The 26,195-nt window shown below is 37.6% G+C and carries 28 protein-coding genes and 1 other annotated feature; of the genes, 25 read left to right on the forward strand and 3 right to left on the reverse strand.

The window, feature by feature from the left end; genetic code table 11:
- Positions 1-118: 118 nt before the first annotated feature.
- Positions 119-793, forward strand: a complete 675-nt coding sequence (deoC, locus tag AA0X95_RS10670) for a deoxyribose-phosphate aldolase (RefSeq protein WP_413308675.1) — start codon at positions 119-121, stop codon at positions 791-793.
- A 28-nt stretch (positions 794-821) separates the two neighbouring features.
- On the opposite strand, the gene AA0X95_RS10675 is transcribed toward deoC, so the two are convergent.
- A complete protein-coding gene (locus AA0X95_RS10675) occupies positions 822-1,757 on the reverse strand; it encodes a Na/Pi symporter (RefSeq protein WP_413308677.1) in 936 nt (311 codons plus the stop codon).
- A gap of 218 nt (positions 1,758-1,975) precedes the next feature.
- Here AA0X95_RS10675 and rpsU point away from each other — a divergent pair, with 218 nt between their 5' ends.
- From rpsU to AA0X95_RS10795, 24 genes are all read left to right on the forward strand, one after another.
- The gene (gene rpsU, locus AA0X95_RS10680; protein WP_007087607.1) at positions 1,976-2,149 is read left to right on the forward strand and encodes a 30S ribosomal protein S21; all 174 of its coding nucleotides are present in this window, start codon (positions 1,976-1,978) and stop codon (positions 2,147-2,149) included.
- A gap of 15 nt (positions 2,150-2,164) precedes the next feature.
- Complete coding sequence (locus AA0X95_RS10685; protein ID WP_413308680.1) at positions 2,165-2,608, forward strand: GatB/YqeY domain-containing protein; 444 nt, start codon at positions 2,165-2,167, stop codon at positions 2,606-2,608.
- Positions 2,609-2,740: 132 nt separating this feature from the next.
- Entirely contained in the window at positions 2,741-3,376 is a 636-nt protein-coding gene (locus AA0X95_RS10690; protein WP_413308682.1) for an NfeD family protein, read from the forward strand.
- 17 nt (positions 3,377-3,393) lie between these two features.
- On the forward strand, positions 3,394-4,386 hold the full coding sequence (floA, locus tag AA0X95_RS10695) for a flotillin-like protein FloA (RefSeq protein ID WP_413308684.1): 993 nt from the start codon (positions 3,394-3,396) through the stop codon (positions 4,384-4,386).
- A 30-nt stretch (positions 4,387-4,416) separates the two neighbouring features.
- Positions 4,417-4,866, forward strand: coding sequence for a hypothetical protein (locus AA0X95_RS10700; RefSeq protein ID WP_413308686.1), 450 nt, complete (start codon positions 4,417-4,419; stop codon positions 4,864-4,866).
- Between the two features lie 99 nt (positions 4,867-4,965).
- The gene (gene yqfC / locus AA0X95_RS10705) at positions 4,966-5,268 is read left to right on the forward strand and encodes a sporulation protein YqfC (protein ID WP_335544011.1); all 303 of its coding nucleotides are present in this window, start codon (positions 4,966-4,968) and stop codon (positions 5,266-5,268) included.
- A complete protein-coding gene (gene yqfD / locus AA0X95_RS10710) occupies positions 5,265-6,458 on the forward strand; it encodes a sporulation protein YqfD (protein WP_413308689.1) in 1,194 nt (397 codons plus the stop codon). Before yqfC ends, yqfD begins: the two co-directional genes overlap by 4 nt.
- Positions 6,455-7,423, forward strand: a complete 969-nt coding sequence (locus AA0X95_RS10715; protein ID WP_413308691.1) for a PhoH family protein — start codon at positions 6,455-6,457, stop codon at positions 7,421-7,423. The genes yqfD and AA0X95_RS10715 overlap by 4 nt, the downstream gene beginning before the upstream one ends.
- A 160-nt stretch (positions 7,424-7,583) precedes the next feature.
- Entirely contained in the window at positions 7,584-9,758 is a 2,175-nt protein-coding gene (locus AA0X95_RS10720; protein WP_413308693.1) for an HD family phosphohydrolase, read from the forward strand.
- On the forward strand, positions 9,755-10,225 hold the full coding sequence (gene ybeY, locus AA0X95_RS10725; protein WP_413308695.1) for an rRNA maturation RNase YbeY: 471 nt from the start codon (positions 9,755-9,757) through the stop codon (positions 10,223-10,225). Before AA0X95_RS10720 ends, ybeY begins: the two co-directional genes overlap by 4 nt.
- Complete coding sequence (locus AA0X95_RS10730; protein ID WP_413308697.1) at positions 10,203-10,592, forward strand: diacylglycerol kinase family protein; 390 nt, start codon at positions 10,203-10,205, stop codon at positions 10,590-10,592. The genes ybeY and AA0X95_RS10730 overlap by 23 nt, the downstream gene beginning before the upstream one ends.
- 211 nt (positions 10,593-10,803) lie before the next feature.
- Positions 10,804-11,205: a cytidine deaminase gene (locus AA0X95_RS10735; protein ID WP_413308699.1), complete on the forward strand. Its 402-nt coding sequence runs from the start codon at positions 10,804-10,806 to the stop codon at positions 11,203-11,205.
- A complete protein-coding gene (gene era, locus AA0X95_RS10740; RefSeq protein ID WP_413308701.1) occupies positions 11,195-12,115 on the forward strand; it encodes a GTPase Era in 921 nt (306 codons plus the stop codon). The genes AA0X95_RS10735 and era overlap by 11 nt, the downstream gene beginning before the upstream one ends.
- 160 nt (positions 12,116-12,275) lie before the next feature.
- On the forward strand, positions 12,276-12,419 hold the full coding sequence (locus AA0X95_RS10745) for a YqzL family protein (RefSeq protein WP_074432770.1): 144 nt from the start codon (positions 12,276-12,278) through the stop codon (positions 12,417-12,419).
- 34 nt (positions 12,420-12,453) lie between these two features.
- Positions 12,454-13,206, forward strand: coding sequence for a DNA repair protein RecO (recO, locus tag AA0X95_RS10750; protein ID WP_413308704.1), 753 nt, complete (start codon positions 12,454-12,456; stop codon positions 13,204-13,206).
- 50 nt (positions 13,207-13,256) lie between these two features.
- Positions 13,257-13,445, forward strand: a binding site (T-box leader).
- Positions 13,446-13,542: 97 nt separating this feature from the next.
- Complete coding sequence (locus AA0X95_RS10755; RefSeq protein ID WP_413308706.1) at positions 13,543-14,928, forward strand: glycine--tRNA ligase; 1,386 nt, start codon at positions 13,543-13,545, stop codon at positions 14,926-14,928.
- 148 nt (positions 14,929-15,076) lie between these two features.
- Entirely contained in the window at positions 15,077-15,706 is a 630-nt protein-coding gene (locus AA0X95_RS10760; RefSeq protein WP_413308708.1) for a helix-turn-helix transcriptional regulator, read from the forward strand.
- Between the two features lie 37 nt (positions 15,707-15,743).
- The gene (locus AA0X95_RS10765) at positions 15,744-16,553 is read left to right on the forward strand and encodes a pyruvate, water dikinase regulatory protein (protein ID WP_413308710.1); all 810 of its coding nucleotides are present in this window, start codon (positions 15,744-15,746) and stop codon (positions 16,551-16,553) included.
- Between the two features lie 545 nt (positions 16,554-17,098).
- A complete protein-coding gene (gene dnaG, locus AA0X95_RS10770) occupies positions 17,099-18,910 on the forward strand; it encodes a DNA primase (RefSeq protein WP_413308712.1) in 1,812 nt (603 codons plus the stop codon).
- Positions 18,911-18,951: 41 nt separating this feature from the next.
- The gene (gene rpoD / locus AA0X95_RS10775) at positions 18,952-20,079 is read left to right on the forward strand and encodes an RNA polymerase sigma factor RpoD (RefSeq protein WP_413308714.1); all 1,128 of its coding nucleotides are present in this window, start codon (positions 18,952-18,954) and stop codon (positions 20,077-20,079) included.
- Between the two features lie 381 nt (positions 20,080-20,460).
- Positions 20,461-21,600, forward strand: a complete 1,140-nt coding sequence (locus AA0X95_RS10780) for an acyl-CoA dehydrogenase family protein (RefSeq protein WP_413308716.1) — start codon at positions 20,461-20,463, stop codon at positions 21,598-21,600.
- A gap of 194 nt (positions 21,601-21,794) precedes the next feature.
- A complete protein-coding gene (gene cccA, locus AA0X95_RS10785; protein ID WP_413308718.1) occupies positions 21,795-22,163 on the forward strand; it encodes a cytochrome c550 in 369 nt (122 codons plus the stop codon).
- 101 nt (positions 22,164-22,264) lie between these two features.
- On the forward strand, positions 22,265-22,984 hold the full coding sequence (locus tag AA0X95_RS10790) for a tRNA (adenine(22)-N(1))-methyltransferase (RefSeq protein ID WP_413308720.1): 720 nt from the start codon (positions 22,265-22,267) through the stop codon (positions 22,982-22,984).
- A complete protein-coding gene (locus tag AA0X95_RS10795) occupies positions 22,971-24,086 on the forward strand; it encodes a Nif3-like dinuclear metal center hexameric protein (protein ID WP_413308722.1) in 1,116 nt (371 codons plus the stop codon). Before AA0X95_RS10790 ends, AA0X95_RS10795 begins: the two co-directional genes overlap by 14 nt.
- A 235-nt stretch (positions 24,087-24,321) precedes the next feature.
- Here the strand turns inward: AA0X95_RS10795 and AA0X95_RS10800 are convergent, their stop codons facing one another.
- On the reverse strand, positions 24,322-25,272 hold the full coding sequence (locus AA0X95_RS10800) for a 4-hydroxy-3-methylbut-2-enyl diphosphate reductase (protein ID WP_413308724.1): 951 nt from the start codon (positions 25,270-25,272) through the stop codon (positions 24,322-24,324).
- 137 nt (positions 25,273-25,409) lie between these two features.
- Positions 25,410-26,108, reverse strand: coding sequence for a VrrA/YqfQ family protein (gene vrrA / locus AA0X95_RS10805; protein WP_413308726.1), 699 nt, complete (start codon positions 26,106-26,108; stop codon positions 25,410-25,412).
- Positions 26,109-26,195: the final 87 nt, after the last annotated feature.

Here is a 26,195-nt window from a genome sequence, read left to right on the forward strand (position 1 = left end):
CATTTGGGTTCTTTTTTTTATTTTAAGTAGGGCATACTACTTTTAGTAGCAAAAAATTTCTTTCTGAACCACGTATGAGTGTTTTCATTTCGAATTGAAATCGGAGGGAATATAGCATATGGCTACGTCGAATGTTGCTGCAATGATTGACCACACTTTACTAAAACCAGAAGCAACGAAAGAACAAATAGAGAAATTGTGCCAAGAGGCGATAGAAAATAAATTCTTTTCGGTATGTGTAAATCCAGTGTGGGTCCGTACATCGAAGGAATTAGTAAAAAACAGTGGAGTAAAAGTATGTACTGTTATTGGCTTCCCATTAGGGGCATCAACACCAGAAACCAAAGCATTTGAAACCAAAAATGCAATTGAAAATGGGGCAGATGAAGTTGATATGGTTATCAATATTGGTGCACTCAAGGACCAAGACGATTCCTTGGTAGAAAGTGATATCAGAGCTGTTGTCGACGCAGCAAAAGGGAAGGCATTGACTAAAGTGATTATTGAAACAAGCCTCCTTACGAAGGAAGAAAAAATTCGCGCTTGTGAGTTATCAGTAAAAGCAGGTGCAGATTATGTAAAAACCTCTACAGGATTTTCAACGGGTGGTGCAACGTTCGATGACATTGCCCTTATGAGAAAAACGGTAGGGCCTACGATTGGAGTCAAGGCATCTGGTGGTGTAAGAAGCACGGATGATGCTCAAAAAATGATTGAAGCAGGCGCAACTAGAATAGGTGCAAGTTCAAGTGTGGACATAATAAAAGGACTTACAGTAACCTCAGGTTACTAAAAAAGACGGCTTAACCGCCGTCTTTTCTTTATACTTTTTTTGGATGTCTGTCATGAAAAAATAGAATCATTTTCCCAAATTTCTCCGCAAAAGGTAAGACGAGTAACGATGTGGCAATATTAAAAATTACACTTATATGTGCTAACTGAACCTCGATGCGACTTGCCAGCAGGTTTGCATTCTCATTAAGCATAGGAATTAGCGGAATAAACAGCAAGACCCCGAAGACATTTAACCAAACATGTGCAAATGCTGCTAATCGAGATTCTTTACCTCCACCTATTGAAGCAATCACCGCTGTAATACAGGTGCCAATATTAGCACCAAGCACAATCGCGATTCCAGCATCAAGCTGTAACAAACCTGCTGTTAAAAATCCCATGGCAATCCCAGTCATGGCTGTACTTGATTGGATAATAGCTGTGATGATGGTTCCTGTTAATAAACTTAAAAAGATATGATCATTAATAGATAAAATAAAGTTATGGATGATGTTCATAGACGTTAATGGTTGTGCCAGTAGTTCAAAGCCCTTCATGGCAGTAAACACAGAAGCAATCCCAAAAAGAAGCATCCCAATACTTCGGGCTTTTTTGTTTTTAAATAAAATTAGGAATGCCCCACTTACTGCTAGCGGTACCAAAGCGGCATCAATATTAAAGGTAATCAGTTCTGTCTTAAAGGTAGTCCCAATATTGGTTCCAAGAATAATTCCGATTGACTGAGGAAAGGTCATGATCCTTGTTGAAATTAATCCAATCGTAATAACCATTACCGCTGAGCTGCTTTGTAAAAGGGCCGTTATAAATGTTCCTGTCAGCATACCTTTTAATGGTGTACTGGTTAACTTGGTTAGCCACGATTTTAGTTTGTTAGCTGATAAATTGAATAAGCCGAATCTTATTATTGTCATTCCAAAAATAAATATTAAAATACAAAGAACAAATAATAATATGTATAGCATGTCTTAGGCCCCCCTCAACATCATTGTATGGTCATAGCCAAAGGGACATGCCACTTTTCAATGGAAAATGGGACATACCTTCATCAATATCTTAAAAATTTAAAAAAGCATGTTCTATCCATGCGAAATTCAGTTGACCTTGTTTCAAGGTTATATTATAATTGCAAGGTACATGGATTGAATGTAAGTGTGTTGTGTTTCGGAGGGAGGGAAAGAGAATGTCTAAAACCGTCGTTCGTAAAAACGAATCGCTTGAAGATGCTCTTCGTCGCTTCAAACGTACAGTATCAAAAACTGGTACTTTGCAAGAGGCAAGAAAGCGCGAATTTTATGAAAAGCCAAGTGTTAAACGTAAGAAAAAGTCTGAAGCAGCTAGAAAACGTAAGTTTTAAGAGAGGGTGTAATACATGAGTCTTCTCGAGCGTTTAAATAATGATATGAAACAAGCGATGAAAAACAAGGAAAAAGACAAACTCTCAGTTATTCGGATGGTTAAAGCTTCGTTGCAAAATGAAGCGATTAAGCTTGGAACAGAGCTTACCGAAGATGCAGAGTTAACAGTCCTTTCTCGCGAAGTAAAACAACGCAAAGACTCCCTCCATGAATTTGATAAGGCTGGTCGTGAAGATCTAGTTGAGAAATTGCGTACAGAGTTGGCGGTTGTCGAACTGTATTTACCGAAGCAGCTTTCAGAAGAAGAGCTGTCTGAGATTGTAACAGAAACAATTTCAGAAGTCGGTGCAAAATCAAAAGCGGAAATGGGAAAAGTGATGGCTGCTATCATGCCTAAAGTTAAAGGTAAAGCAGACGGATCGCTTGTAAATAAACTTGTACAACAACACCTTTCATAGTATTCTGACATAAAGATCGATGGCGTTCAGCTATCGGTCTTTTTACATATGTTCGAAAAATTTCTATGAAACTTTTTACATGTTAAAACGTAATAAGTAGAGTCAGGATGAAAGGGAGAGAGGGGGATATAGATGATCGCATTTCTTACTGACCCAATTGTTGTAACGGTTCTGTTAACGATTGCCGGAGTTGGAATCGTCTTAGAACTATTTTCACCGAAATTTGGTATCGCTGGTTTCATTGGGGTAGCTGCACTATTGCTATTCTTTTATGGGCATTTTCAAGCAGGGCTGGCTGGATACGGGACATTAACCCTATTTGTAGCAGGAGTCCTTCTCATCTTCTTAGAGTTCTTTCTACCGGGGGCTGTCTCAGGTACGCTTGGAGTTGCTGCCTTGATTTTAAGCCTCTTTTTAGCTGGGGAAGATGCCCTCCAAATAGGAGTCTCCATTTTAATTGCCTTGTTCGTTTCTATAAGTGTGTTCTTTATTATGATAAAGGTACTTAACAAAAAGCTTGTTCTCTTTAATAAAATGGTTCTGTTTGAAACCGCTAGGAAAGAAGATGGTTATGTTTCCAACGTGAACCGCACAGACTTGTTAGGAATGGAGGGTAAGGCATTGACCATCCTTCGACCAGCAGGGACTGTTATCATTAATAATGAAAGAATAGATGTTGTAAGTGAAGGCGGGTTCATCGAGCAGAATGCGAAAGTAACTGTAATTAAAGTAGAGGGAGCTCGTATTATTGTAAGAGAAGTAAAATAAATAGAGGGGGTTTAATCATGGATGTTGGAAGTGGAACAATTTTTATTATTGCAGTTGTAATCATTGCACTAATCTTTTTAGGGATATTATTATCCTTTGTACCAGTCATGCTATGGATTTCAGCACTGGCTGCTGGCGTAAGAATTAGTATTTTTACATTAATTGGGATGAGGCTTAGAAGGGTAACTCCCAGCAGAGTGGTAAATCCACTAATTAAAGCACATAAAGCAGGTCTTAATGTAACTACTAATCAGCTAGAAAGTCACTATCTTGCTGGGGGGAATGTAGATAGGGTGGTAAATGCTTTAATTGCAGCACATCGGGCTAATATCGAACTTTCCTTCGAGCGCTGTGCAGCCATTGACCTAGCTGGTCGTGACGTACTAGAGGCAGTTCAAATGAGTGTTAACCCTAAAGTTATTGAAACACCGTTTATTGCGGGTGTCGCAATGAATGGTATTGAAGTGAAGGCAAAGGCTCGAATTACTGTTCGGGCAAATATTGATCGCCTGGTTGGGGGCGCTGGTGAAGAAACGATCGTAGCTCGGGTCGGTGAAGGGGTTGTTTCGACAATCGGTTCATCAGATAGCCATAGTAAAGTGCTTGAGAACCCTGATCTTATTTCACAGACGGTTCTTTCTAAGGGACTAGATGCGGGTACAGCCTTTGAAATCCTATCTATTGATATTGCTGACGTTGATATCGGTAAAAATATCGGTGCAGAACTCCAAACAGAACAGGCAGAAGCTGATAAGAAGATTGCCCAGGCTAAGGCAGAAGAGCGCAGGGCAATGGCAGTAGCTCAAGAACAAGAAATGAAAGCAAAGGTTCAGGAAATGAGAGCGAAGGTTGTGGAAGCAGAAGCAGAAGTTCCACTCGCTATGGCAGAAGCGCTTAAGTCTGGAAACATTGGCATCATGGATTATATGAACATAAAGAACATTTCGGCTGATACGGAAATGAGAGGTTCAATTGGAAAAATATCCGATGATAAGAAAGACCGTCAGTAACCCACTTTGTTTATTAAAGGAGGGTAGGCTATGGAAACAATACTTTTCATGATTATTGTAGGAATCATTTCAACCATTGTTGGTAAATCAAAAAGCAATCAAGGAAAGCCCAGAAGTAAGCCTTTCTCAGTGGAACCTATGAAGGATGTACGTACACTATTGGATGAGTTTATAAATAAAAAACCTAGAGAAACATTTTCCGTAGAAACAAAAACGGATAGTAAGCAAAGTCCTTTAGACAATTTTGAAAAAGAATATGAACAAGTCAGACAAGAATCAGAATCTAGTCGTACAAGAATGGCGGCAGCACGGAAGCAAGCTGAAAAAATAATAGTACCTTCAAAGGTGGATAATCACCAACAGGCTGAATCTTCTAGTTTAGAGCATCCAGATTTAAACACTTTAGTGAATGGGATTATTTGGTCAGAAATTCTAGGTGAACCGCGCGCAAAAAGACCTTATTTTTCAAAAAGAAGATAAATGGATTAGTTTAAAGCAACATATGGATCTAAATAGAAAAAAATGTGCTAGAACCCCCTTTCTTTTCATAAATATGAGATGAAAGGGGGTTCTTTTTTTATGGCAAAAAAATGGGCCGGGCGGGTTCGAAACTGGATGGCTAATAAAATGGATCTTCCTCAAGATGTCATGATGGATTTACCGCGAATTACGATGATAGGACAAATTCATATTTATATAGAAAACCATCGCGGCCTTCTGGCATTTTCTGATAAAGAACTCCGATTGTTGTTAAAGCAAGGTCAATTATTAATAAAAGGCAAATCTTTTGTTATTAAAACGATTTTACCTGAAGAAATTTTACTTCAAGGAAAAATTGATCAGGTGACTTATATAACTGATAACCCGGGAGGTACAAAATGAAGAACCAGTGGATAGAATTTTTTTATGGCAGGGTTACCGTTAGAGTTTCAGGAAAGGGGCTCGAGCGGTTTATAAATGTGTTAATAAGAAATGGTCTACATATTTGGAATGTAAAACGACATGGTACTGAGACCATGACATTTAAGATGAGACTTCAGGATGCTCTCCGAATCAGAAAATATGCCAGGAAAAGTGAATGTACTATCTCCTTTTTACAGCGAAATGGTGCGCCGTTTCTATTACGGAGATTGTTAAAGAATAGCGGCTTTTTAATTGGAGCAGTTACTTTTTTACTCCTTATATTTCTTCTTTCAAATGTTATTTGGGGAATTGAAATTAAGGGGGCAAAACCAGCGACGGAGTATCAAATTCGGAAAGAATTGGACAAGATGGGGGTGAAAATTGGCAAGGTCCAATTTTTTGTAGATAATGTGGAAGGGATTCAAAGAAAGTTAACGAATAATATTGGTGCGCTAACATGGGTCGGTGTGGAACTAAAAGGGACAACCTATCATCTTCAGGTAGTAGAAAAAAATGAGCCCAAAAAACCTGAAGTTTTATCACCCCAAAACTTAATTGCTAAAAAGAAGGCTATCATTGTAAAAATGTTTATTGAAGAAGGTCAAAAGGTTGTAGATATTCATGATCATGTGGAAGCTGGGCAACTACTCGTTTCTGGTGCATTTGGACAGGAAGGGAGTCCTGAATTGGTAGCGGCAAAAGGGGAGGTTTGGGGTGAAACCTGGTATAAGAGCCACGTTGAATTGCCTCTTGTTAGTAACTTTAAAGTATATAATGGGAAGGAGAAACAAAAACATTCCCTATTGCTTTGGAATACGAAAGTGCCTATTTGGGGTTTCGGTAAGCCGGAGTTTAGAGAATATGAAACAGAGGAGAATACTCATAAAATACATTTTTTAAAATGGGAATTACCGATTTCTTACGTAAATACAACGTTGCGAGAACGCGAAGAAATTACTAGAACCTATACGGTTAAACAAGCGGAGGAAATTGCGTTAGAAATGGCAAAAAAAGAAATAAAAAGCCACTTAGATGAAGATGCTATTATTAAAGATGAAAAAATTTTACACAAGGCAAATGAAAATGGTAAAGTTATACTAGATATCCATTTTAAGATAATTGAAAACATTGCGGTCGGACAACCAATTTCCAAGGAGACTCCTGAATGACAGAAAAATTAACAACAATAAATGTTCAGCTAGAAAACCCGGCAGAGGCCATCACGCTTCTCGGTAATTCAGACCAAAATTTAAAAACCATTGAACAAGAGCTTGGTGTATCCATTATAACTAGAGGAGAATCTGTAAGCTTGTCAGGTGATGAAGAGAAAGTCACGATGGCGGGAGAAATTATCGACAGATTAATCTTTGTTATTCGAAAAGGAATTAACATTAGCCAAAGAGATGTGCTATATGCCATACAAATGGCAAACAAGGGAACGCTTGATTACTTTGTTAATTTATATGAAGAAGAGATTGGGAAAAACGTTAAAGGTAAAACTATAAGAATAAAAACGCTTGGACAAAGACAATATGTACATGCTATTAAGAAAAATGACCTTGTCTTTGGAATTGGACCAGCTGGGACTGGAAAAACCTATTTAGCCGTAGTTATGGCTGTCAACGCGCTTCGAAATGGTAACGTCAATAAAATCATCCTAACAAGACCTGCTGTTGAGGCAGGGGAAAGTCTGGGCTTCCTACCTGGGGACTTAAAGGAAAAGGTCGACCCTTATTTAAGACCCTTGTACGATGCGCTTAATGATATATTAGGCGTGGAACATACCCAGAGATTAATTGAACGTGGAACCATTGAAATAGCCCCATTAGCGTACATGAGGGGCCGTACATTGGATGATGCATTTGTTATTTTGGATGAAGCGCAAAATACAACACATGCACAAATGAAGATGTTTTTGACTAGACTTGGTTTTGGTTCCAAAATGGTCATTACAGGCGATCAAACCCAAATTGACTTGCCAAAGGGCGCTAAATCTGGCCTAATTGTCGCTGAAGAGATACTACAAAATGTAAATGGTATTTCCTTTGTGTTTTTAGAACAAAGTGACGTTGTTCGCCATCCGTTAGTTGGTAAGATCATTCAAGCCTATGAAAAGATAGCCAATCAAAAGTAAGCTAGGGGGTAAACCATAGGGTTTATCCTCTTTTTTTTCAATAAACGTGAAAGTTGCCAGAAAAACTGTTATCATTTTACATAAAGCACACGTGAAGTAGTAATTTGTATTTTCTTGTGGAATCACAAAGATTTTTTATGGCGTGGTCGGGGGGAGTTAATTGGACAAACTACAGCAACACTTTATTCGTATCCGAAAGCTGCTCGATATTACTTTTTTTCGCTTACTTTTTTTCTTTGTATTAGGCTCTGTCCTTTTTTCAGCAATGTACAGTAATGTAAAGCCTGAAAAATTAGAATTAAGCTTATTTTCTGTTGCTGAAAAAACCATCCGTTCCCCTGGGACAGTTGAGGACAAGAAAAGTACCGACAATAAACGCAAAGATGCACTAGATCAGGTACAGGACGTTTATACATTAAAAAAAGAATATACTCAAAATAGAGTGGATTTAATTACCTCCATTTTTCAATCTGCAATTGATATAAATAATGAAATGAAAGAGGAATTGAAGAAGCTGGCTGAACAGGCAACTGAAGAGACGCCCATTAAAGAAGAGCCGAGTACGGAGGATAAGGTAACGAGATTAAAAGCAAAACTAACGTCTAGCGCTTCAAAGGATCTCTCTACTCAAGTTCTAACGGCATTAGTACAAGCGAATAATGATGATCTATCTATTGCAAGAGATATGACTGTTACAGCAATTAACAATGTAATGACTAAAAGGATCTCGGCAGATGAAGTTGAAAATGCAAAAAAGAGAGTTGAAGAGGAGTTAAAATATACCACACTTAGTGAAAATCTAAGAATGGCCGCGATTGAGCTTGGTAGATATGCTATTATTCAAAATGAATTTTATGACCCAACAGCAACTGAAGAACTGCGAAATCAAGCTGTGGAAAGTGTAGAACCTGTAAAGATTTTACAAGGTCAGGTTATTGTTGAAGAAGGGGAATTAATTACGCAAGATATCTATCGACAACTTAAGCTTGCAGGACTTTTAAGCACGGAAAAATCGTTTAAACCGTTTATCGGATTGATCGTGCTAGTCACTATTATTCTTTCTGCCATTTACTATTATTTTTATCAAATGAAATCGTTGCCTGGAAAAAGACAGACCTACCTTCTGTTATTTGGGATAATCTTTATCCTCTCCATCTTTATTATGAAAATAATAAGCATGCTGCAAATATTTAATTTTGCTGGTATTGGCTATATATTTCCTGCAGCGATGGGGGGCATGCTAATAAAGATCCTAATTGACGAGAAGCTAGCGATTTTTATGTCCATTATTATGGCTATTTGTGGCAGCATACTGTTTAATGAGGGAATGGCAGGAACACTAAACTTTTCTGAAGGCATTTACATTTTGTTTAGTGCTATTGCGGGGATCTTATTTTTAAGTAAAAAAAATCAACGTTCGAAAATTTTACAAGCAGGTACCTTTGCTGCACTAGTCAACCTTCTAACCATTTTGGCGTTAATGTTTCTGCCCAATGGTCAGTATTCTGGGGTTGAATATGGGTATTACTTCATTACAGCTCTTGTTTCAGGAATTGGTTCTGCAGTATTAACAATAGGACTATTACCTTTTTTTGAAGCTAGTTTTGGAATTTTATCAACAATGAGGCTGATTGAGCTATCTAATCCCAATCATCCACTGCTCAGGAAAATCTTAATGGAAGCCCCTGGTACCTATCATCATAGTGTGATGGTGGCCAACTTAGCTGAATCGGCCTGTGAGGCGATAGGAGCGAATGGGCTTTTAGCAAGAGTTGGAAGTTATTATCATGATATCGGTAAGACGAAACGACCTAACTTTTTCATAGAAAATCAGATGCATTTAGAAAATCCTCATGACCGTCTACCGCCGGATAAAAGTGCAAATATTATTATTGCTCATGTCACTGATGGCTCTCATATACTGAGAAAATATCATATGCCAAAAGAAATTGTTGATATCGCTGAACAGCACCATGGGACAACACTATTGAAATTCTTTTATCATAAGGCACTTCAAGATGAGACAACTATAAAGGAAGATGATTTCCGTTATCCTGGACCGAAGGCACAAACAAAGGAATCTGCGGTTGTAGGGATTGCTGATAGTGTAGAGGCCGCTGTTCGTTCATTGTCCAAGCCTACGCCAGAATTAATTGAATCACTCGTTAAGAAAATTGTTGCGGACAGGCTTCAAGATGGTCAGTTAAATGAATGTGATCTTACGTTAAAAGAAATTGAGACAGTCTCCCATACGTTATGTGAAACACTTAAAGGGATCTTTCACTCGAGGATTGAATATCCAGAAATGACGAAGAAGAAGGTGAAACAAGCATGACTTTACTAATTGATTGTGCTGACGAGACAAACGAATTGACTGAAGAACAAATGCTTGAGGTTGAAAGGATCTTAGCGTTTGCCGCTAAGAAACTAAATGTTGAAGAACATAGTGAAGTATCTGTAACATACGTTACAAATGAAAGAATTCATGAAATAAACCGAGAGTACCGCGATAAGGACACTCCAACAGACGTTATTTCTTTTGCTATGGAAGAACTAGGTGAAGGCGAAGTGGAACTAAAGGGTGTTGATATGCCTCGTATCTTAGGAGATATCATCATTTCTGTTCCTAAAACAAGGGAACAGGCGGAGGAGTATGGTCATTCATTTCAAAGAGAGCTAGGTTTTTTAGCGATACATGGTTTTTTGCACCTTTTAGGCTATGATCATATGACTGAAGAAGAAGAAAAAGAAATGTTTACATTGCAAAAGGAAATTTTTAATGATTATGGGCTTAAAAGGTAAAGGAAAGGCACATCCACTGCTGGGGTCATTTTCATATGCTGCTACAGGGATCTTTACCGCTCTTCTTTCAGAGAGGAATATGAGGATTCATTTAATCAGCTCGATCGTGGTCTTTCTCTTTTCCATATACTTTTCTATTACAAAAATGGAATGGATGTTTATCCTATTAGCTATTGGCGGTATGTTCTCCTTAGAGTTAATTAACACCGCTATTGAACGGGTGGTGGATCTCGTAACGAAGGAATACCACCCTCTAGCAAAACAAGCAAAGGATATAGCAGCAGGGGCTGTATTCGTTTATGCATTTCTTTCAGTAATCATTGGAAGTATAATTTTTATTCCATACATAATTAAGCTATTCAAGTAGGGTTTAATTAAACATTTTAATTGGATTTGAAATGGTGCAGGGAATTCGGTAAAATGAATTACCAACTTTCATTACTAGACAAGTTGAGTTATGAGAAAATTCTAATTTTTAAAAATTTTATATTACTTTTTCGCTACAAGTAATGATTTTCTCTCGTTTTTAAGGTAAAATAAAGAAACAGCAGAAACCTGCTGGAAGGGAAGAAGAGCAAGTGAACATCGCACAATTAATTGAAGAAGCAAAAAAAGCAAGAGATAAAGCTTATGTTCCATATTCCAAATTTGGAGTTGGAGCAGCCTTATTAACAACAGATGGAAAAGTATATCATGGTTGTAATATTGAAAATGCTGCTTATAGCATGTGCAACTGCGCAGAGCGCACAGCTTTATTTAAAGCCTATTCCGAAGGTGATCGGAATTTCCAACTGCTCGCGGTTGTTGCAGATACTGAACGACCTTGTTCTCCTTGTGGAGCTTGTAGACAAGTGATTTCAGAACTTTGTCCAAGAGACATGAAAGTTGTATTAACCAACCTAAAAGGGGATATTCAGGAAATTACAGTGGAAGAATTATTGCCTGGTGCCTTTTCTCCGGAGGATTTACATGCAGAATAATGGGAATGGAAACGGATACAAGTCAGGATTTATCTCCATTATTGGGCGACCTAATGTTGGGAAATCAACCTTTCTGAATCGAGTGATTGGACAAAAAATAGCTATAATGAGTGATAAGCCTCAAACCACACGGAACAAGATTCAAGGTGTACTATCGCTTAATGACGCTCAAATGATTTTTATTGATACACCGGGGATCCATAAACCCAAACATAAATTAGGCGACTTTATGATGAAGGTTGCACAAAATACACTCAAAGAAGTAGATTTAATTTTATTTATGGTGAACGCCGAAGAAGGTTTTGGCAGGGGTGAAGAATTTATTCTTGAAAAATTCCAAACAGTTAATACTCCAATTTTTCTTGTAATAAATAAAATTGACCAAATTCATCCAGATAATTTATTGCCAATTATTCAGTCTTATCAAGAAAAGTATGCGTTCAAAGAAATTGTCCCAATATCGGCTCTTGAAGGAAATAATGTAGAGCGCCTTCTTGATCAAATAAAATCCTTCTTACCAGAGGGACCACAGTACTATCCTGCAGACCAAGTAACAGATCATCCGGAACGGTTTATCATAACAGAGCTCATTAGGGAAAAAGCACTTCATTTAACGAGAGAAGAAATCCCTCACTCTTTAGCCGTTGTATTAGACAAAATGGAGCGCAAAGAGGGCAAGGATATCATTCATGTTATGGCAACTGTAATTGTGGAGAGAGATTCACAAAAAGGTATTGTTATTGGAAAACAAGGAAGTATGTTAAAAGAAATTGGAAAGCGAGCCAGGGTAGATATTGAAAATCTTCTAGGTTCAAAGGTTTTCCTAGAGTTATGGGTAAAAGTTCAAAAAGATTGGCGTAACAAAATGTCCCAGCTTCGTGATTATGGCTTTAACGAGGACGAATATTGAGTCAGTAACCCTAACTAAAATATTACGATATAGATCAGATTATGCATGGACAACATTAACAATTTTTTCGTCTTATGATTTTTGCGCAGGCAGGCTATGATAAATGTAAGGTTTGGGATTGAATTAAAGCTAGTCTAAATATTGAAAGGTGGGGTTTTCGATGATGGATTTTACGTGGAAAGTATTCCTCCAAACAGGTAATATTGACACATATCTTCTCTTCAAAGAGCTTGAGAAGGAAAACCAAGAAATACCCGGAAATCTGAATGATGAGCTAGCACAAATCGATTTTCCCGTTTCATAAGTTTGTCTTCGTACTACTTTAGAAGGTGACATTTATGCTTCAAAAGTGTGAAGGCATCGTCATTAGAACAACTGATTATGGTGAAACCAATAAAATAATAACATTATTTACAAGGGAATGGGGGAAGGTAGGTGTTATGGCTCGAGGAGCAAAAAAGCCCAACAGCCGCCTTTCTTCCGTAACCCAGCTTTTTACACATGGTTATTTTTTGGTACAAAGAGGATCTGGATTAGGCAGTCTCCAGCAGGGGGAGATTGCTACTTCTTTAAGGTCAATTGGTGAAGATATATTCTTAACTGCATATGCGAGTTATATTGTTGAATTAACTGATAAATGCACCGAAGAAAAAAAACCAAACCCTTTTCATTTTGAATTGCTTTTACAAACATTGAACTACATGAACGAAGGTTATGAACCTGATATTCTGATGAATATCTATGAAATGAAAATGTTAAATGTCATGGGATTATATCCAGTCTTGAATCAATGTTCCGTTTGCGGCAGTACAGACGGACATTTTTCTTTTTCCATTCGGGAAGGCGGATTCATTTGCCATAGATGTTTAGAAAAAGATCCGTACCATTTTAAATTATCACCAGCTACCGTTAAATTATTAAGGCTATTTTATTATTTTGATCTTTCTAGACTAGGAAATATATCTGTAAAAGCAGAAACAAAGGCTGAACTAAAAAATGTGATTAACGCTTATTATGAAGAGTACTCAGGACTGCACTTAAAAACAAAGAAATTTCTTAACTCCATGGATCAATTTCGTAATCTTTTATGATAGCTATGTTGACAATAGCAGAAGTTTTGGTTAATATTTTGGATAATAAAATATTTGCATTGACGGAAAAGAGTAATTAGATTTCTCTCTATAAAAGCGAACCTAGGGTGGTGAGAGCTAGGGTATAGGGTACTAATGAAGGCGTTCCTGAGCAATTAAGTGTTGATAAAGCACATTTAAGGAGGCTGCTTTTACAAGCAGCAAATAGGGTGGAACCGCGGGTAACTCTCGTCCCTATGCTAATAAGCATAGAGGCGGGAGTTTTTTTATTGCTTGAAGGCTCCCCTGTTTTAAAGGCGCTAAGGCTAGATATTTTTTAGAGAAGGAGCAATAAAAATGAGTAATGTTACGATGGAGCAGATTGTTGCACATGCAAAGCACAGAGGATTTATTTTTCCAGGATCAGAAATTTATGGTGGTCTTGCAAACACTTGGGATTACGGTCCATTAGGCGTTGAATTTAAAAACAATATCAAACAGGCATGGTGGAAGAAGTTTGTTCAGGAGTCTCCTTACAATGTAGGCTTAGACGCGAGTATCCTGATGAATCCTAGAACATGGGAAGCGTCTGGACACATTGGGAACTTTAATGATCCAATGATTGATTGTAAAAACTGTAAAGCTCGTCACCGCGCTGATAAATTAATTGAAAATGCTCTTGATGAAAAAGGTATTGAAATGGTTGTTGATGGCTTACCGTTTGAGAAAATGGAAGAGCTTGTTAAAGAGCATAATATAGCATGTCCGGATTGTGGAAGTCATAATTTCACAGGCATCCGTCAGTTTAATCTTATGTTTAAAACCTTCCAAGGGGTTACTGAGTCAAGCACCAATGAAATTTTCCTAAGACCTGAAACAGCTCAAGGGATTTTTGTAAACTTTAAAAATGTGCAACGTACCATGAGAAAGAAATTACCATTTGGTATTGCTCAAATCGGTAAAAGCTTCCGTAACGAAATTACACCAGGTAATTTTACTTTCCGTACACGTGAGTTCGAACAAATGGAGCTTGAATTTTTCTGTAAACCAGGTGATGAGCTCACGTGGTTTGATTATTGGAAGAACTTCGCAGAGGGATGGTTAGATTCACTAGGACTTACAAAAGAAAATTTAAGATTGCGTGACCATTCTGAAGATGAACTTTCTCACTATAGTAATGCAACAACTGATTTTGAATATAAGTTTCCATTTGGCTGGGGTGAGCTTTGGGGCGTTGCTTCAAGAACAGATTATGATTTGAAACAGCATATGGAATTTTCGGGTGAGGATTTCCATTACCTTGATCCGGAAACGAATGAAAAGTATATTCCTTACTGTATCGAACCATCACTCGGTGCGGACCGCGTTACATTGGCATTTTTAATTGATGCATATGAAGAAGAAGAGCTTGAAGATGGTACTTCAAGAACAGTTATGCATTTTCATCCTGCACTAGCACCGTTTAAGGCAGCCATTCTTCCGTTATCCAAGAAGTTATCTGATGAGGCAAAGGAAGTTTTTGCTACATTATCTAAATACTTTACTGTTGATTATGACGAGGCTGGTTCTATCGGTAAACGCTACCGCCGCCATGATGAAATTGGGACACCGTTCTGTATTACCTATGATTTTGACTCAAAAGAAGATCAAATGGTAACAGTAAGAGACCGCGATACCATGGAGCAAACAAGAATCCCAATCGCGGACCTAGTCAGCTTCCTTCAGGAGAAAATGGTATTTTAAAATATGCAATAAATAAAGGTGTGGGAAACCACACCTTTTTGTCATTAAAGGGATGCTTCCGCCTTTAAGATAATTAGTATATAATATTTCTATTAAAGTATAACGTTATCATAGGAATAGGGTTCATTAGGAATCTATACTAAGGGTGGTGAGGACAATCGAACTGACAAAACGCCAGGAACATATTCTACAAATAGTAAAGGAAAATGGGCCGATAACAGGAGAGCATATCGCGGATCAATTAAGTTTGACCAGAGCAACCTTAAGACCTGATCTTGCCATACTAACGATGGCTGGTTTCCTTGATGCCAGACCACGTGTTGGATATTTTTATACGGGAAAATCAGGAGCCCAATTATTAACAGAAAACCTTCAAAAAATCTATGTGAAGGATTATCAATCCATTCCTGTTGTAGTGAATGAGAATGTTTCGGTCTACGACGCTATTTGTACAATGTTTCTTGAAGATGTGGGAACATTATTTGTAGTTGATCAAAGCACTCTTTTAGTAGGTGTTCTTTCAAGAAAGGACTTGCTAAGAGCGAGTATTGGGAAGCAGGAACTTACAAGTATACCTGTTAATATTATTATGACCAGGATGCCTAATATTACAATGTGTGAGCGGGAAGATTTACTGATTGATATTGCCAAGAAATTAATTGAAAAACAAATCGATGCACTTCCGGTGGTTAAAAGAACTGAAAAGGGTTTTGAAGTAATTGGCAGAATAACGAAAACGAATATAACTAAAGCTTTTGTTGCTTTAGGGGATGAATGACGTTAGATAATTTGAATAGAGGAGCTGTTGGGGGAGAATGAGTTTACCAATTATTTATGTAGTGTCTGATTCGGTTGGAGAAACAGCAGAATTAGTGACCAAAGCGGCAATAACCCAATTTAATGGGTCTGGTATGACATTAAAAAGATTTCCCTACGTGGAAGACAAGGAACATATTGATGAAGTCCTATCACTTGTTTCTCTTGATAAGGGAATGATTGCCTTTACATTAGTCAAACCGGATATGCGTACATATATGAAGGAACGTGCGGAAAAGGAAGGAATCATTGCTGTTGATCTTATTGGACCGATTATGGATCAAATTCAACTTTACAGTGGAAAAACTCCATTGTGTGAGCCTGGCCTTGTCAGAAAACTGGACGAGGATTATTTTAAAAAAATTGAGGCTATTGAATTCGCCGTTAAATATGACGATGGCCGTGACCCAAGAGGGATTTTAAAGGCTGATATAGTATTAATTGGTGTTTCTAGAACCTCTAAAACTCCTCTATCTCAGTACTTGGCACATAAACGTTTAAAAGTGGCAAATGTTCCACTTGTACCTGAGGTCGATCCGCCAGAAGAACTTTTTAAGGTTCCTATTGAGAAGTGCTTTGGATTAAAAATAAGCCCTGAAAAGCTAAATAATATTAGACGTGAACGATTACGTTCACTAGGATTAAATGACCAGGCTAGTTATGCGAATATTGAACGGATCAAAGAGGAATTAACTTTTTTTGAAAAATTAGTTTCTAAAATTAACTGCCCTGTTATTGATGTGACCAATAAAGCTGTTGAAGAAACAGCGAATGTTATTTTAAATTATATTCAAAAAGGTAGACCGTAAGCACATAATCAAATGATTATGTGCTTTTTCATGAAAAAAACTCAAAAATTAATACAAAATAGTTATGGTAAAATGATAATGATTGTACTATAATAAAAAATTGTGATAAAAATATATCTTTTTAGGTTTAGAGTTGCATGTGAACGAATAAACTATTTATTGTTAGATGTCAAGGCAACCCCCTAAAAAAAATTCGACATAAATCCTTTTTGTAAAAGTTATCACTTTAAGAAGGAATATGCGGAGAGATGTAGAATTAATACTTATGCAAAAGCATTCCACGATTTAAGTGGATAAGATTCATGCCTGGTTAATGAGGAAATTGTCGAAATAGCTTCCGATTTTTCAGAAGAAGTTTTACTTGTTGCTTCCTATAATCACCATGACACGAACTATTCTACATAATTTTATCTCCAAAGGGAGTGTTAGTTAAGAAGAATGCTGTACAAAGTTTTTACGGCAGAATTAACAAAAATTTTGTCGAAATTTGCAGGAATTTAATAATTGCCTGCCGAATACCTGTTAGTACAAATGGAGATGTTCACATGGCAGACCGTATTGCCGAAGAAAAGATAGATCAAGTTCGTCAAGCAGTTGATATTGTTGAAATAATCAGCGATTATGTTCAACTGAAAAAGCAGGGGCGAAATTACTTCGGATTATGTCCTTTCCATGGTGAAAGCACCCCTTCATTTTCAGTTTCGCCTGATAAACAAATTTATCATTGTTTTGGCTGTGGAGCAGGTGGAAATGTTTTTTCTTTCTTAATGGAACTTGATGGCATGTCGTTCCAGGAAGCAGCCATTAAACTTGCAGCGAGAGTTAATATTGATCTCGATATTAAAATGTCTTCGGTTTCTGGAGAGAAGAAGGTTTCCAAAGAATTTCAAGCCATGCTCGATGCCCATGAGTTATTAAGGAAATTTTACCATCACTTATTAGTAAATACAAAAGAAGGTCAGCATGCATTAGAGTATTTATTAGATAGAGGTTTTTCAAGGGAATCGATTGATAAGTTTCAAATTGGGTATTCATTAAATTCATGGGATTTTGTTTATAAATTCCTATCTAAAAGGGATTTTTCGCCTGAATGGATGGAAAAAGCCGGACTTATTATCCAGCGAGAAAGAGACGGGACATATTTTGATCGATTTAGGGACCGAATTATGTTTCCAATTTCCGACCGAAATGGTAATACGATTGCATTTTCAGGGAGATCACTTGGGGCCGATGAGCCCAAATATTTAAATAGTCCCGAAACCGCAATCTTTAATAAAAGTAAAATTCTATATAATTATCATTTAGCTAAATCAAGTATAAAAAAGTTGCAACATGCTGTTTTGTTTGAGGGATTTGCCGATTGTATTGCAGCAGATCGTTCTGGTATTGAGAATGGTATTGCCACAATGGGGACATCTTTGACGAATGAACATATAGCACTTTTACGTCAAAGCGTTCAATCCATAACTATTTGCTATGATTCTGATAAGCCTGGGATTGAAGCTGCCTATCGAGCAGGTAGTCACTTAAATGATGCGGGCTTCCAAATCAAGGTGGCTATGATGCCAGATGGAATGGATCCTGATGAATATATAAAAAAAAATGGCTCTGAAAAATTTCGCAATGAAGTAATTGGTGCAAGCCTAACCTGGATGGGTTTTAAATTTCTTTATTTTAGAAGAGGAAAAAATCTTCAAATTGAAGGAGATCGGCTTGCGTATATCGAACAAATAATTAAAGAAATAAGCAAATTAAATAAGGCTGTTGAAAGAGATCATTACTTGCGACAGCTCGCTGGTGAATTTTCTCTATCATTGGATGCTTTAAAACAACAACTAAAGCAAATCTTCTTCGAAGAAAAAAGAAATTCCAATGGAAAGACTGAATCTAATAATAAACCACCATTGAAAATTGTTAAGCAGGTGAACGAGTTAAAGCCAGCACATTATACAGCTGAGAGGCGTTTAATTGCACATATGCTAAAAAATCGTGATGTTGCTTACAAGGTTCAGGATTTATTACAACAAAATACGTTTAATATTGATGAACATCAGGCAATAATAACATATCTGTTAGGATTTTACGAAGATCACTTAGAACCTGACTCCAGTGCGTTTTTAACCTATATTCAAGATGAAAATCTTAGAAGAATGGTTGCAAATATTGAAATGATGTCCATTAATGATGAATTAAGTGACCAAGAATTAACTGATTATATCAAACAGGTGTTGAATTATCAAAAAATGCTAAAGATAAAAGAAAAAGAAGTGGAACAAAAAGAAGCAGAGCGACAGGGTGAATTTAGTAGAGCTGCTGCAATTGGTATTGAAATTATTCAATTGCGTAAATCGTTATAGATTCCATTTTAGTGTCTTTGATTCTAGAAGGAGGGGGACATATGGCTGCTGAAAAATCAGCCCGTTCAAAAGAGGCCGAGAATGAACTGACCTTTGAACAAGTAAAAGATCAGTTAACTGAATTAGGAAAAAAAGTTGGTGTCCTTGCCTATGATGACATTGCCGAAAAGATGGCTAATTTTGATTTAGAATCTGATCAAATGGATGAGTTTTATGAATTCCTGGGAGATCAAGGAATCGAATTAGTCGGCGACAGTGAGGAAGCTCCAAACAGTAAACAATTATCAAAAGAGGATGACGAAGAATTTGATTTAAATGATCTTAGCGTTCCTCCAGGTGTTAAGATTAATGACCCAGTTCGTATGTATTTAAAAGAGATTGGTCGCGTTGACTTACTTTCTGGTGAAGAAGAGATTAAACTCGCCAACCGTATCGAAGAAGGTGACGAGGAAGCGAAGCGTCGTTTGGCAGAAGCAAACCTACGGCTTGTTGTAAGTATAGCAAAGCGCTATGTAGGTCGCGGAATGCTATTTCTAGATCTGATTCAAGAAGGAAATATGGGTCTAATTAAGGCTGTTGAAAAATTTGATTATCGCAAAGGTTTTAAATTTAGTACCTATGCAACATGGTGGATCCGCCAAGCCATTACAAGGGCAATTGCGGACCAAGCGAGAACCATTCGAATCCCTGTTCATATGGTTGAAACAATTAACAAACTAATTCGTGTTCAACGTCAATTACTTCAGGATCTAGGGCGTGAACCAACACCAGAAGAAATTGGTGAAGATATGGATTTAACCCCGGATAAAGTTAGGGAAATTCTAAAGATTGCTCAAGAGCCTGTTTCGTTGGAAACACCAATTGGTGAAGAAGATGATTCACATCTTGGTGATTTCATAGAAGACCAGGATGCAACGTCTCCTTCTGAACATGCTGCATATGAATTATTAAAAGAGCAATTAGAAGACGTTCTCGATACTTTAACAGACAGAGAAGAGAATGTCCTTCGCCTGCGTTTTGGATTGGATGATGGTCGGACCCGTACACTAGAAGAAGTAGGGAAAGTCTTTGGAGTAACCCGCGAGCGTATTCGTCAAATTGAAGCGAAAGCATTGCGGAAATTACGTCACCCAAGCCGTAGCAAACGGTTAAAAGATTTCTTAGAATAAATTTATTTAAAATTATTGGTTTACTCTTTAAGGGAGTAAACCTTTTTTGTTTTTTCTTTTTCTCAAAAATTTACATTGAAAGCACTTTCTCCATTTGAGTTTATTTTACTGAATTGTCTCTCATTTTGCAAATAGCCACATTGATTTATTCAATCGTTTTTATGAATTTTATTTTTTTGAAAAAGGGATAAACATGTTTTTCTATCTTATTCTCTATGTTAAAAGTGTAAATTCATCGCTTGAAAATTTATAGCGCTATTATTTTTATTATTTTTAAATAATTAATTATTTTATAAAATTTTTAAATGTTGTGAAATTTCGGTTGTTTCTTTTATAATATAAAAAGAAAGCGCATACAAAGTTGTTTCAAGGGGGATAAAAATGAATTTCGATTTAACCGCTGAACAAGATATGATTAAAAGGACCATTCGCCAATTTGCGGATGAAGAGGTAGCACCTGGTGCCATTGAAAGGGATAAAACTAAACAATTTCCAGTAGAGATTTTCAAGAAACTTTCTGAAATGGGGATTATGGGGCTTCCATTCCCTGAAGAATTTGGTGGGGCTGGAGCAGATACAATCAGCTTTGCTATTGTAACTGAAGAATTAAGTAGAGCATGTGCTTCGACAGGGATTACCTATTCTGCTCATATTTCATTAGGTGGGGCTCCACTTTATTTATTTGGCACTGAAGAACAAAAGCAAAAATATTTAACTCCTATTTGTACTGGTGAATCATTTGGTGCATTTGGTTTAACGGAACCTAATGCTGGTTCAGATGCAGGCGGTACCAGGACTTCTGCTAGAGAAGTGAATGGTGAATTTATTATTAATGGGAATAAGTGTTTCATTACCAACGCAAGCTTCGCAAAGCATTTAGCCTTAACCGCAATAACTGGTGAAAATAACGGAAAGAAAGAGATTAGTGCAATTATCGTTCCTACTAATTCTGAAGGTTTTACAGTCATTGATAATTATGAAAAGATGGGGTTGAATGCCTCAAATACCACAGAGCTTGTTTTAGAGGACGTTAGAGTTCCTTCAGAAAACCTTTTAGGCAAACGTGGAGAGGGATTTAGACAGTTTTTGATTACGCTTGATGGTGGCCGAATTGGTATTGGGGCTATGGCAGTGGGGATTGCTCAGGGTGCTTATGAGAAGGCACTTGCCTATGCAAAGGAACGGAAACAATTTGGAAAATCCATTTCCTCCTTCCAAGCCATACAATTTAAATTAGCTGATATGGCAATGAAAATTGAATTGGCCCGGAATATGGTGTATAAGGCTGCTTGGTTAAAAGATCAAGGTAGAGCGTTCTCAAAAGAAGCGGCTATGTGTAAACTATATGCTTCTGAAATCTGCATGGAAGTAACCAATCAGGCTGTACAGATACATGGTGGCTACGGTTATATGAAAGAGTATCATGTGGAAAGAATGATGCGTGATGCAAAACTGCTTGAAATTGGTGAAGGGACATCTGAAGTTCAACGAATGGTTATTTCTCGATTAATTGGTTGTTAAAAATAAATATGGGAAAGCTAAGGGAGGTAAATTAATTATTTTTCGTTAATTTCCTTCTTTTTTCATTTTTACAAAGATTATAGTGATAAAATAAGTTTAGGGCTTTTCCTTCTGTTCATTTTCAAGTAAAATAGTAATTGTTTGTAGACTATTTATTTATTAACAGATGTTTGTACATAAGGGAGGTTATTTTCATGAAACGTAATCCAGTAATTCCTTTTATTCTTATCATGGTTTTTGGACTAGTACTTGTATTTGTCATGTCTTTCAAAGGCCTTGGAGATATGAAAGAAGTCGCTAGTGAGAAGGGTGAAGGAAAAGGCAGTGAAAAGACAGAAGTTGCTGCATCTAATCCAGAAGACATTTATAAGCAAACATGTATTGCTTGTCACGGCGATCAGTACCAAGGGGTAGTTGGTCCTACGCTAAAAGGTGTTGGAAGCAAGTATTCTAAGGAACAATTAGTGGAAATCGTAACAAAAGGTAAAGGTAACATGCCTGCTGGTCTAGTTACACCAGATAAAGCGGGAGCAATGGCAGATTGGTTAAAAACTATCAAATAATTTAACGATTTAAATGAAGTCCTTTGCATAAGTGAAGGACTTTTTTTTATAATGAGAAAAGCGACTTAAAATGTTATTATAATTTGTAAAGTGGTGGTATTTTGAATACAGATAAATTGTCAATGCGTTTGGAAACAGTTGCTAAATATGTCCCTGCAGGGGCAAGGATTGCCGATATTGGATCCGATCATGCGTATTTACCTTGCTATTTAGCCAAAAATACAGGAATCTCTTTTGCTGTAGCAGGAGAGGTTGCAGCAGGTCCATACCATTTGGCTGAAAGAAATGTTCACTCAGAAGGTTTATCGTCTACTATTTCTGTGAGAATGGGCAATGGTCTAGAAGTTATTCAACCTGGAGAAGTGGATTATATTACTATAGCAGGAATGGGTGGCTCCTTAATCACAAGTATATTAGAAAATGGAAAAGAAAAGCTTGAGTCGGTTAAGCGGTTAATATTACAGCCAAATATAAGTGCGATTTCTATAAGAAGATGGTTTATGGAGAATAACTGGGAACTTGTTGCAGAAGAAATTATGGAAGAAGACGGGAAGATTTACGAGGTTCTTGTTGGTGAAAAAGGTGATCCTTCTAAACCATATCAGGACCAGTTCGAAAGCGGTCTTTTATTAGGTCCATTTTTAAGCAGAAAACAAGAACCAGCCTTTCAAAAGAAATGGACCATGGAAATAAAAAATTGGAAGCGGATAGTGGAGCAGTTAGAGGATGCAGGCGAAACAGCTGAGACATTAGAGAAAAAGCAAGAGCTATTGAACAAGATTAAGCTAGTTAAGGAGGTACTGAAATATGAAGAATCCTAACGGGCATGAGATTATTCAGCTATTTGAACAGTTTTCACCGAAATCGTTTGCGATGGAAGGCGATAAAATTGGCTTGCAAATTGGACGGTTGAACAAAAAAATTGAACGAATCATGATTGCACTTGATGTGCTAGAAAATGTTATTGATGAAGCCATAGAAAAAAATGTACAACTCATTATTGCACATCATCCAATAATTTTTCGTCCATTAAAAAATGTACTAACAGATACAACACAAGGAAGAATGGTTGAAAAGCTTTTAAAACACGATATTGCAGTATATGCGGCACACACCAATTTAGACGTTGCAAAGGGAGGAGTAAACGACCTCTTGGCTGCTGCATTAGAATTACAGGAACCAGAAGTACTTGTACCTACATTTGATACAAAACTAAAAAAATTAGTAGTGTTTGTACCAGTAAGCCATGCAGAAGAAATTAGGAAAGTACTCGGCAAAGCAGGTGCTGGCTATATAGGGAAATACAGTCATTGTACCTTCTCTACAAGTGGGACCGGGCGTTTTCTACCTGGTGAGAATACAAATCCCTTTGTGGGGCAACCTGGTCAGTTAGAAGAGGTAGATGAAATTCGAATTGAGACTATAGTTCCAGAACCGCTTCTGAAAAAAGTTATTACTGCGATGATTAAAGCACATCCTTATGAAGAGGTAGCTTATGATGTATATCCTACTGAAAATAAAGGGGAAGTGCTTGGTCTAGGTAGGATAGGAAAAATTAGTGAAATGACTCTAGGAGAGTTTGCAGAAAAAGTAAAAACGGCTTTTGATGTGCAACAGGTCCGAATAGTGGGTGACCTTAATACTAAAGTTAGAAAAGTGGCTGTTTTAGGTGGCGATGGAAATAAATATTTCATGAATGCCAAGTTTAAAGGGGCCGATGTCTATGTTACGGGTGATATATATTATCACACTGCACATGATGCTATGATGCATGGCCTTAATATGATTGATCCAGGGCATAATGTTGAAAAGGTCATGAAAAAAGGATTGACAGCAGCGTTGCAGAAGATGTGTAGTGAAGAAGGTTACGAAGTAGAGATTTTCCCTTCTGTAGTTAATACAGATCCTTTTCAATTCATTTAAAAAGAGGTCTGTGTTAAAGACCAGTGTTGATGTATACACCCTGTTGATTGGAGCGGAAGGCACGAAGACTCCTGCGGGAGTACGGGGCAGGGGAGACCCCGCAGAAGCGAAGCGACGAGGAGGCTCCCCGGCACGCCCGCGGAAAGCGAAGTGCCTGGAGCGGAAATCAACAGGCAAGTTTAACAGAGTCAAAAAGAAAAAGAACCGGTCTAACGTTAGACCGGTTCTTTTCAAATTACTCGTTTTCAGCCTTTTTAACCTTCGGTAATATTCTACTCAATTGAACTTTTTTTCTTCGTTCCCAAGTGAATTCATTGTTCGGGTCAAATTGTTCTAAGAACGTAATGACTTCCTTTGTAATTGGAGTTGGTGTGGAGGCTCCGGATGTAACAGCAACCGTCTTAGCATCCTTAATCCAATCAATTTCTAACTCGGTTATATCGGCAATACGATATGCTCTTGTACCAGCGATTTCTTCTGATACCTGTGCAAGGCGATTAGAATTATTACTTTTTGGGTCACCTACAACAATAGTAACGTCAGCTTCAGTGGCCTGATCGGCAACTGCCTCTTGACGTATTTGGGTTGCATGGCAAATTTCATTATAAACCTCAACATGAGGAAATTTTTGTTGAACCATTTTCATCGTATCTGAGACATCCCATTGACTCATAGTCGTTTGGTTTGTTACGAGAAGTTTCTCACAATCGATGGATAATGCTTCAACATCACTCGGCGTTTCCACCAGATGAACCATGCCAGGAGCAACACCTACAGCACCTTCTGGTTCTGGATGCCCTTTTTTTCCGATGTAAATGACCTGATACCCTTGTTTGGTTTTTTCTTCAATGAGGTCATGTGTTCTTGTCACGTCAGGACATGTTGCATCAATGGTTACAAGGCCTTTCTTTTTTGCAAGCTCACGTACTTCTGGAGAAATTCCGTGGGCTGTAAAAATAACTGTCCCTGTCTCTACCTTATCAAGAATATCTTTTCTGTTTTTCCCATCTAGTGTGATAATTCCTTCTTCCTCGAAGGCATCCGTTACATGTTTATTATGAACAATCATACCTAAAATGTAGATAGGACGTGGTAAAGATTTATCTAATGCGGCGTTTCTGGCAATGACCATAGCGTCGACCACACCGTAACAGTATCCGCGTGGAGATATCTTAATGATTTGCATATATGAAGTCCTCCTAAAAGACATTGTTTAATAGACTATGTATTTATTATATAAAACTAATAGATAGATTACAAAGATACATTTTTCCTTTTGGAATAGCGAGAAATAAAAAGAATGCTGTTTCCAGCACTCTTAGGTTAGATGTACATTTTCGGAATGGAATTTCCTCTTGGTTGTTGGCCGGTACTCTTAGAAGGCTTTTGCTGCTTTTTTCGACTAGATTGTTTCCCTGTACGACGATTTTCAGTTTGCTCATTCGTTGAAGATTCATCATCCATAACGCCTACTGATTGATTACTTTTATCATCCGTTGTTTCTTCCGTACTCTTAGATGCATTTTTAAATCCTTTATAGAGCTTCCACATGGCCGGGAGATTCTTGACCATTGGACCATATTGTTGAATCATTGGGCCTATGGATTGTGCTGTTCTTAATACCTGTTGAGTATTATTAAGCATATTGGATAATCCACCTGGGTTACTTAAGGATTGGAGTAATCCACCAGCTCCACCTGAAGCGGCTCTGCTGGCTCCTTGAGCGCCCATAAGTCCGCCTGCACCACCTGCTTGATTTCCTCTACCGAGTATTTTTGAGAGCAGCCCGCCACCACCATTCATTTGTCTTCCCATCGAACCCATCATCGGATTTCTTCCCCCAAATGGATTGGCAGTTGGCCCCATCATTGGGTTTCCTCCTCCAAAGGGGGGGACACCAGGTCCCATCATTGGGCTTCTTCCAGCAAAAGGATTGTTCCCAGCTCCCATCATTGGATTTCTGCCTCCAAACATACCTGGGCCCATTCCGCCCTGCATAGGTAATCTTGGTCTTGGTTGCATACCATGACCTCCTTTCGTTCCCTCATGCTTTAAAATATGCATTTACCCCAAATTGGTTTAGGTATTCTACACAAGTAATTAACTAAA

The organism is Neobacillus phoenicis (assembly GCF_047302305.1).
Classification (GTDB): domain Bacteria; phylum Bacillota; class Bacilli; order Bacillales; family Cytobacillaceae; genus Neobacillus.

What these genes read in the sequence shown, in the direction of transcription:
- deoC (WP_413308675.1), top strand. Translation starts at nt 119, where the DNA reads ATGGCTACGTCGAATGTTGCTGCAATGATTGACCACACTTTACTAAAA.
- AA0X95_RS10675 (WP_413308677.1), bottom strand. Translation starts at nt 1,757, where the DNA reads ATGCTATACATATTATTATTTGTTCTTTGTATTTTAATATTTATTTTT.
- rpsU (WP_007087607.1), top strand. Translation starts at nt 1,976, where the DNA reads ATGTCTAAAACCGTCGTTCGTAAAAACGAATCGCTTGAAGATGCTCTT.
- AA0X95_RS10685 (WP_413308680.1), top strand. Translation starts at nt 2,165, where the DNA reads ATGAGTCTTCTCGAGCGTTTAAATAATGATATGAAACAAGCGATGAAA.
- AA0X95_RS10690 (WP_413308682.1), top strand. Translation starts at nt 2,741, where the DNA reads ATGATCGCATTTCTTACTGACCCAATTGTTGTAACGGTTCTGTTAACG.
- floA (WP_413308684.1), top strand. Translation starts at nt 3,394, where the DNA reads ATGGATGTTGGAAGTGGAACAATTTTTATTATTGCAGTTGTAATCATT.
- AA0X95_RS10700 (WP_413308686.1), top strand. Translation starts at nt 4,417, where the DNA reads ATGGAAACAATACTTTTCATGATTATTGTAGGAATCATTTCAACCATT.
- yqfC (WP_335544011.1), top strand. Translation starts at nt 4,966, where the DNA reads ATGGCAAAAAAATGGGCCGGGCGGGTTCGAAACTGGATGGCTAATAAA.
- yqfD (WP_413308689.1), top strand. Translation starts at nt 5,265, where the DNA reads ATGAAGAACCAGTGGATAGAATTTTTTTATGGCAGGGTTACCGTTAGA.
- AA0X95_RS10715 (WP_413308691.1), top strand. Translation starts at nt 6,455, where the DNA reads ATGACAGAAAAATTAACAACAATAAATGTTCAGCTAGAAAACCCGGCA.
- ybeY (WP_413308695.1), top strand. Translation starts at nt 9,755, where the DNA reads ATGACTTTACTAATTGATTGTGCTGACGAGACAAACGAATTGACTGAA.
- AA0X95_RS10730 (WP_413308697.1), top strand. Translation starts at nt 10,203, where the DNA reads ATGATTATGGGCTTAAAAGGTAAAGGAAAGGCACATCCACTGCTGGGG.
- era (WP_413308701.1), top strand. Translation starts at nt 11,195, where the DNA reads ATGCAGAATAATGGGAATGGAAACGGATACAAGTCAGGATTTATCTCC.
- AA0X95_RS10745 (WP_074432770.1), top strand. Translation starts at nt 12,276, where the DNA reads ATGATGGATTTTACGTGGAAAGTATTCCTCCAAACAGGTAATATTGAC.
- recO (WP_413308704.1), top strand. Translation starts at nt 12,454, where the DNA reads ATGCTTCAAAAGTGTGAAGGCATCGTCATTAGAACAACTGATTATGGT.
- AA0X95_RS10755 (WP_413308706.1), top strand. Translation starts at nt 13,543, where the DNA reads ATGAGTAATGTTACGATGGAGCAGATTGTTGCACATGCAAAGCACAGA.
- AA0X95_RS10765 (WP_413308710.1), top strand. Translation starts at nt 15,744, where the DNA reads ATGAGTTTACCAATTATTTATGTAGTGTCTGATTCGGTTGGAGAAACA.
- dnaG (WP_413308712.1), top strand. Translation starts at nt 17,099, where the DNA reads ATGGCAGACCGTATTGCCGAAGAAAAGATAGATCAAGTTCGTCAAGCA.
- rpoD (WP_413308714.1), top strand. Translation starts at nt 18,952, where the DNA reads ATGGCTGCTGAAAAATCAGCCCGTTCAAAAGAGGCCGAGAATGAACTG.
- AA0X95_RS10780 (WP_413308716.1), top strand. Translation starts at nt 20,461, where the DNA reads ATGAATTTCGATTTAACCGCTGAACAAGATATGATTAAAAGGACCATT.
- cccA (WP_413308718.1), top strand. Translation starts at nt 21,795, where the DNA reads ATGAAACGTAATCCAGTAATTCCTTTTATTCTTATCATGGTTTTTGGA.
- AA0X95_RS10795 (WP_413308722.1), top strand. Translation starts at nt 22,971, where the DNA reads ATGAAGAATCCTAACGGGCATGAGATTATTCAGCTATTTGAACAGTTT.
- AA0X95_RS10800 (WP_413308724.1), bottom strand. Translation starts at nt 25,272, where the DNA reads ATGCAAATCATTAAGATATCTCCACGCGGATACTGTTACGGTGTGGTC.
- vrrA (WP_413308726.1), bottom strand. Translation starts at nt 26,108, where the DNA reads ATGCAACCAAGACCAAGATTACCTATGCAGGGCGGAATGGGCCCAGGT.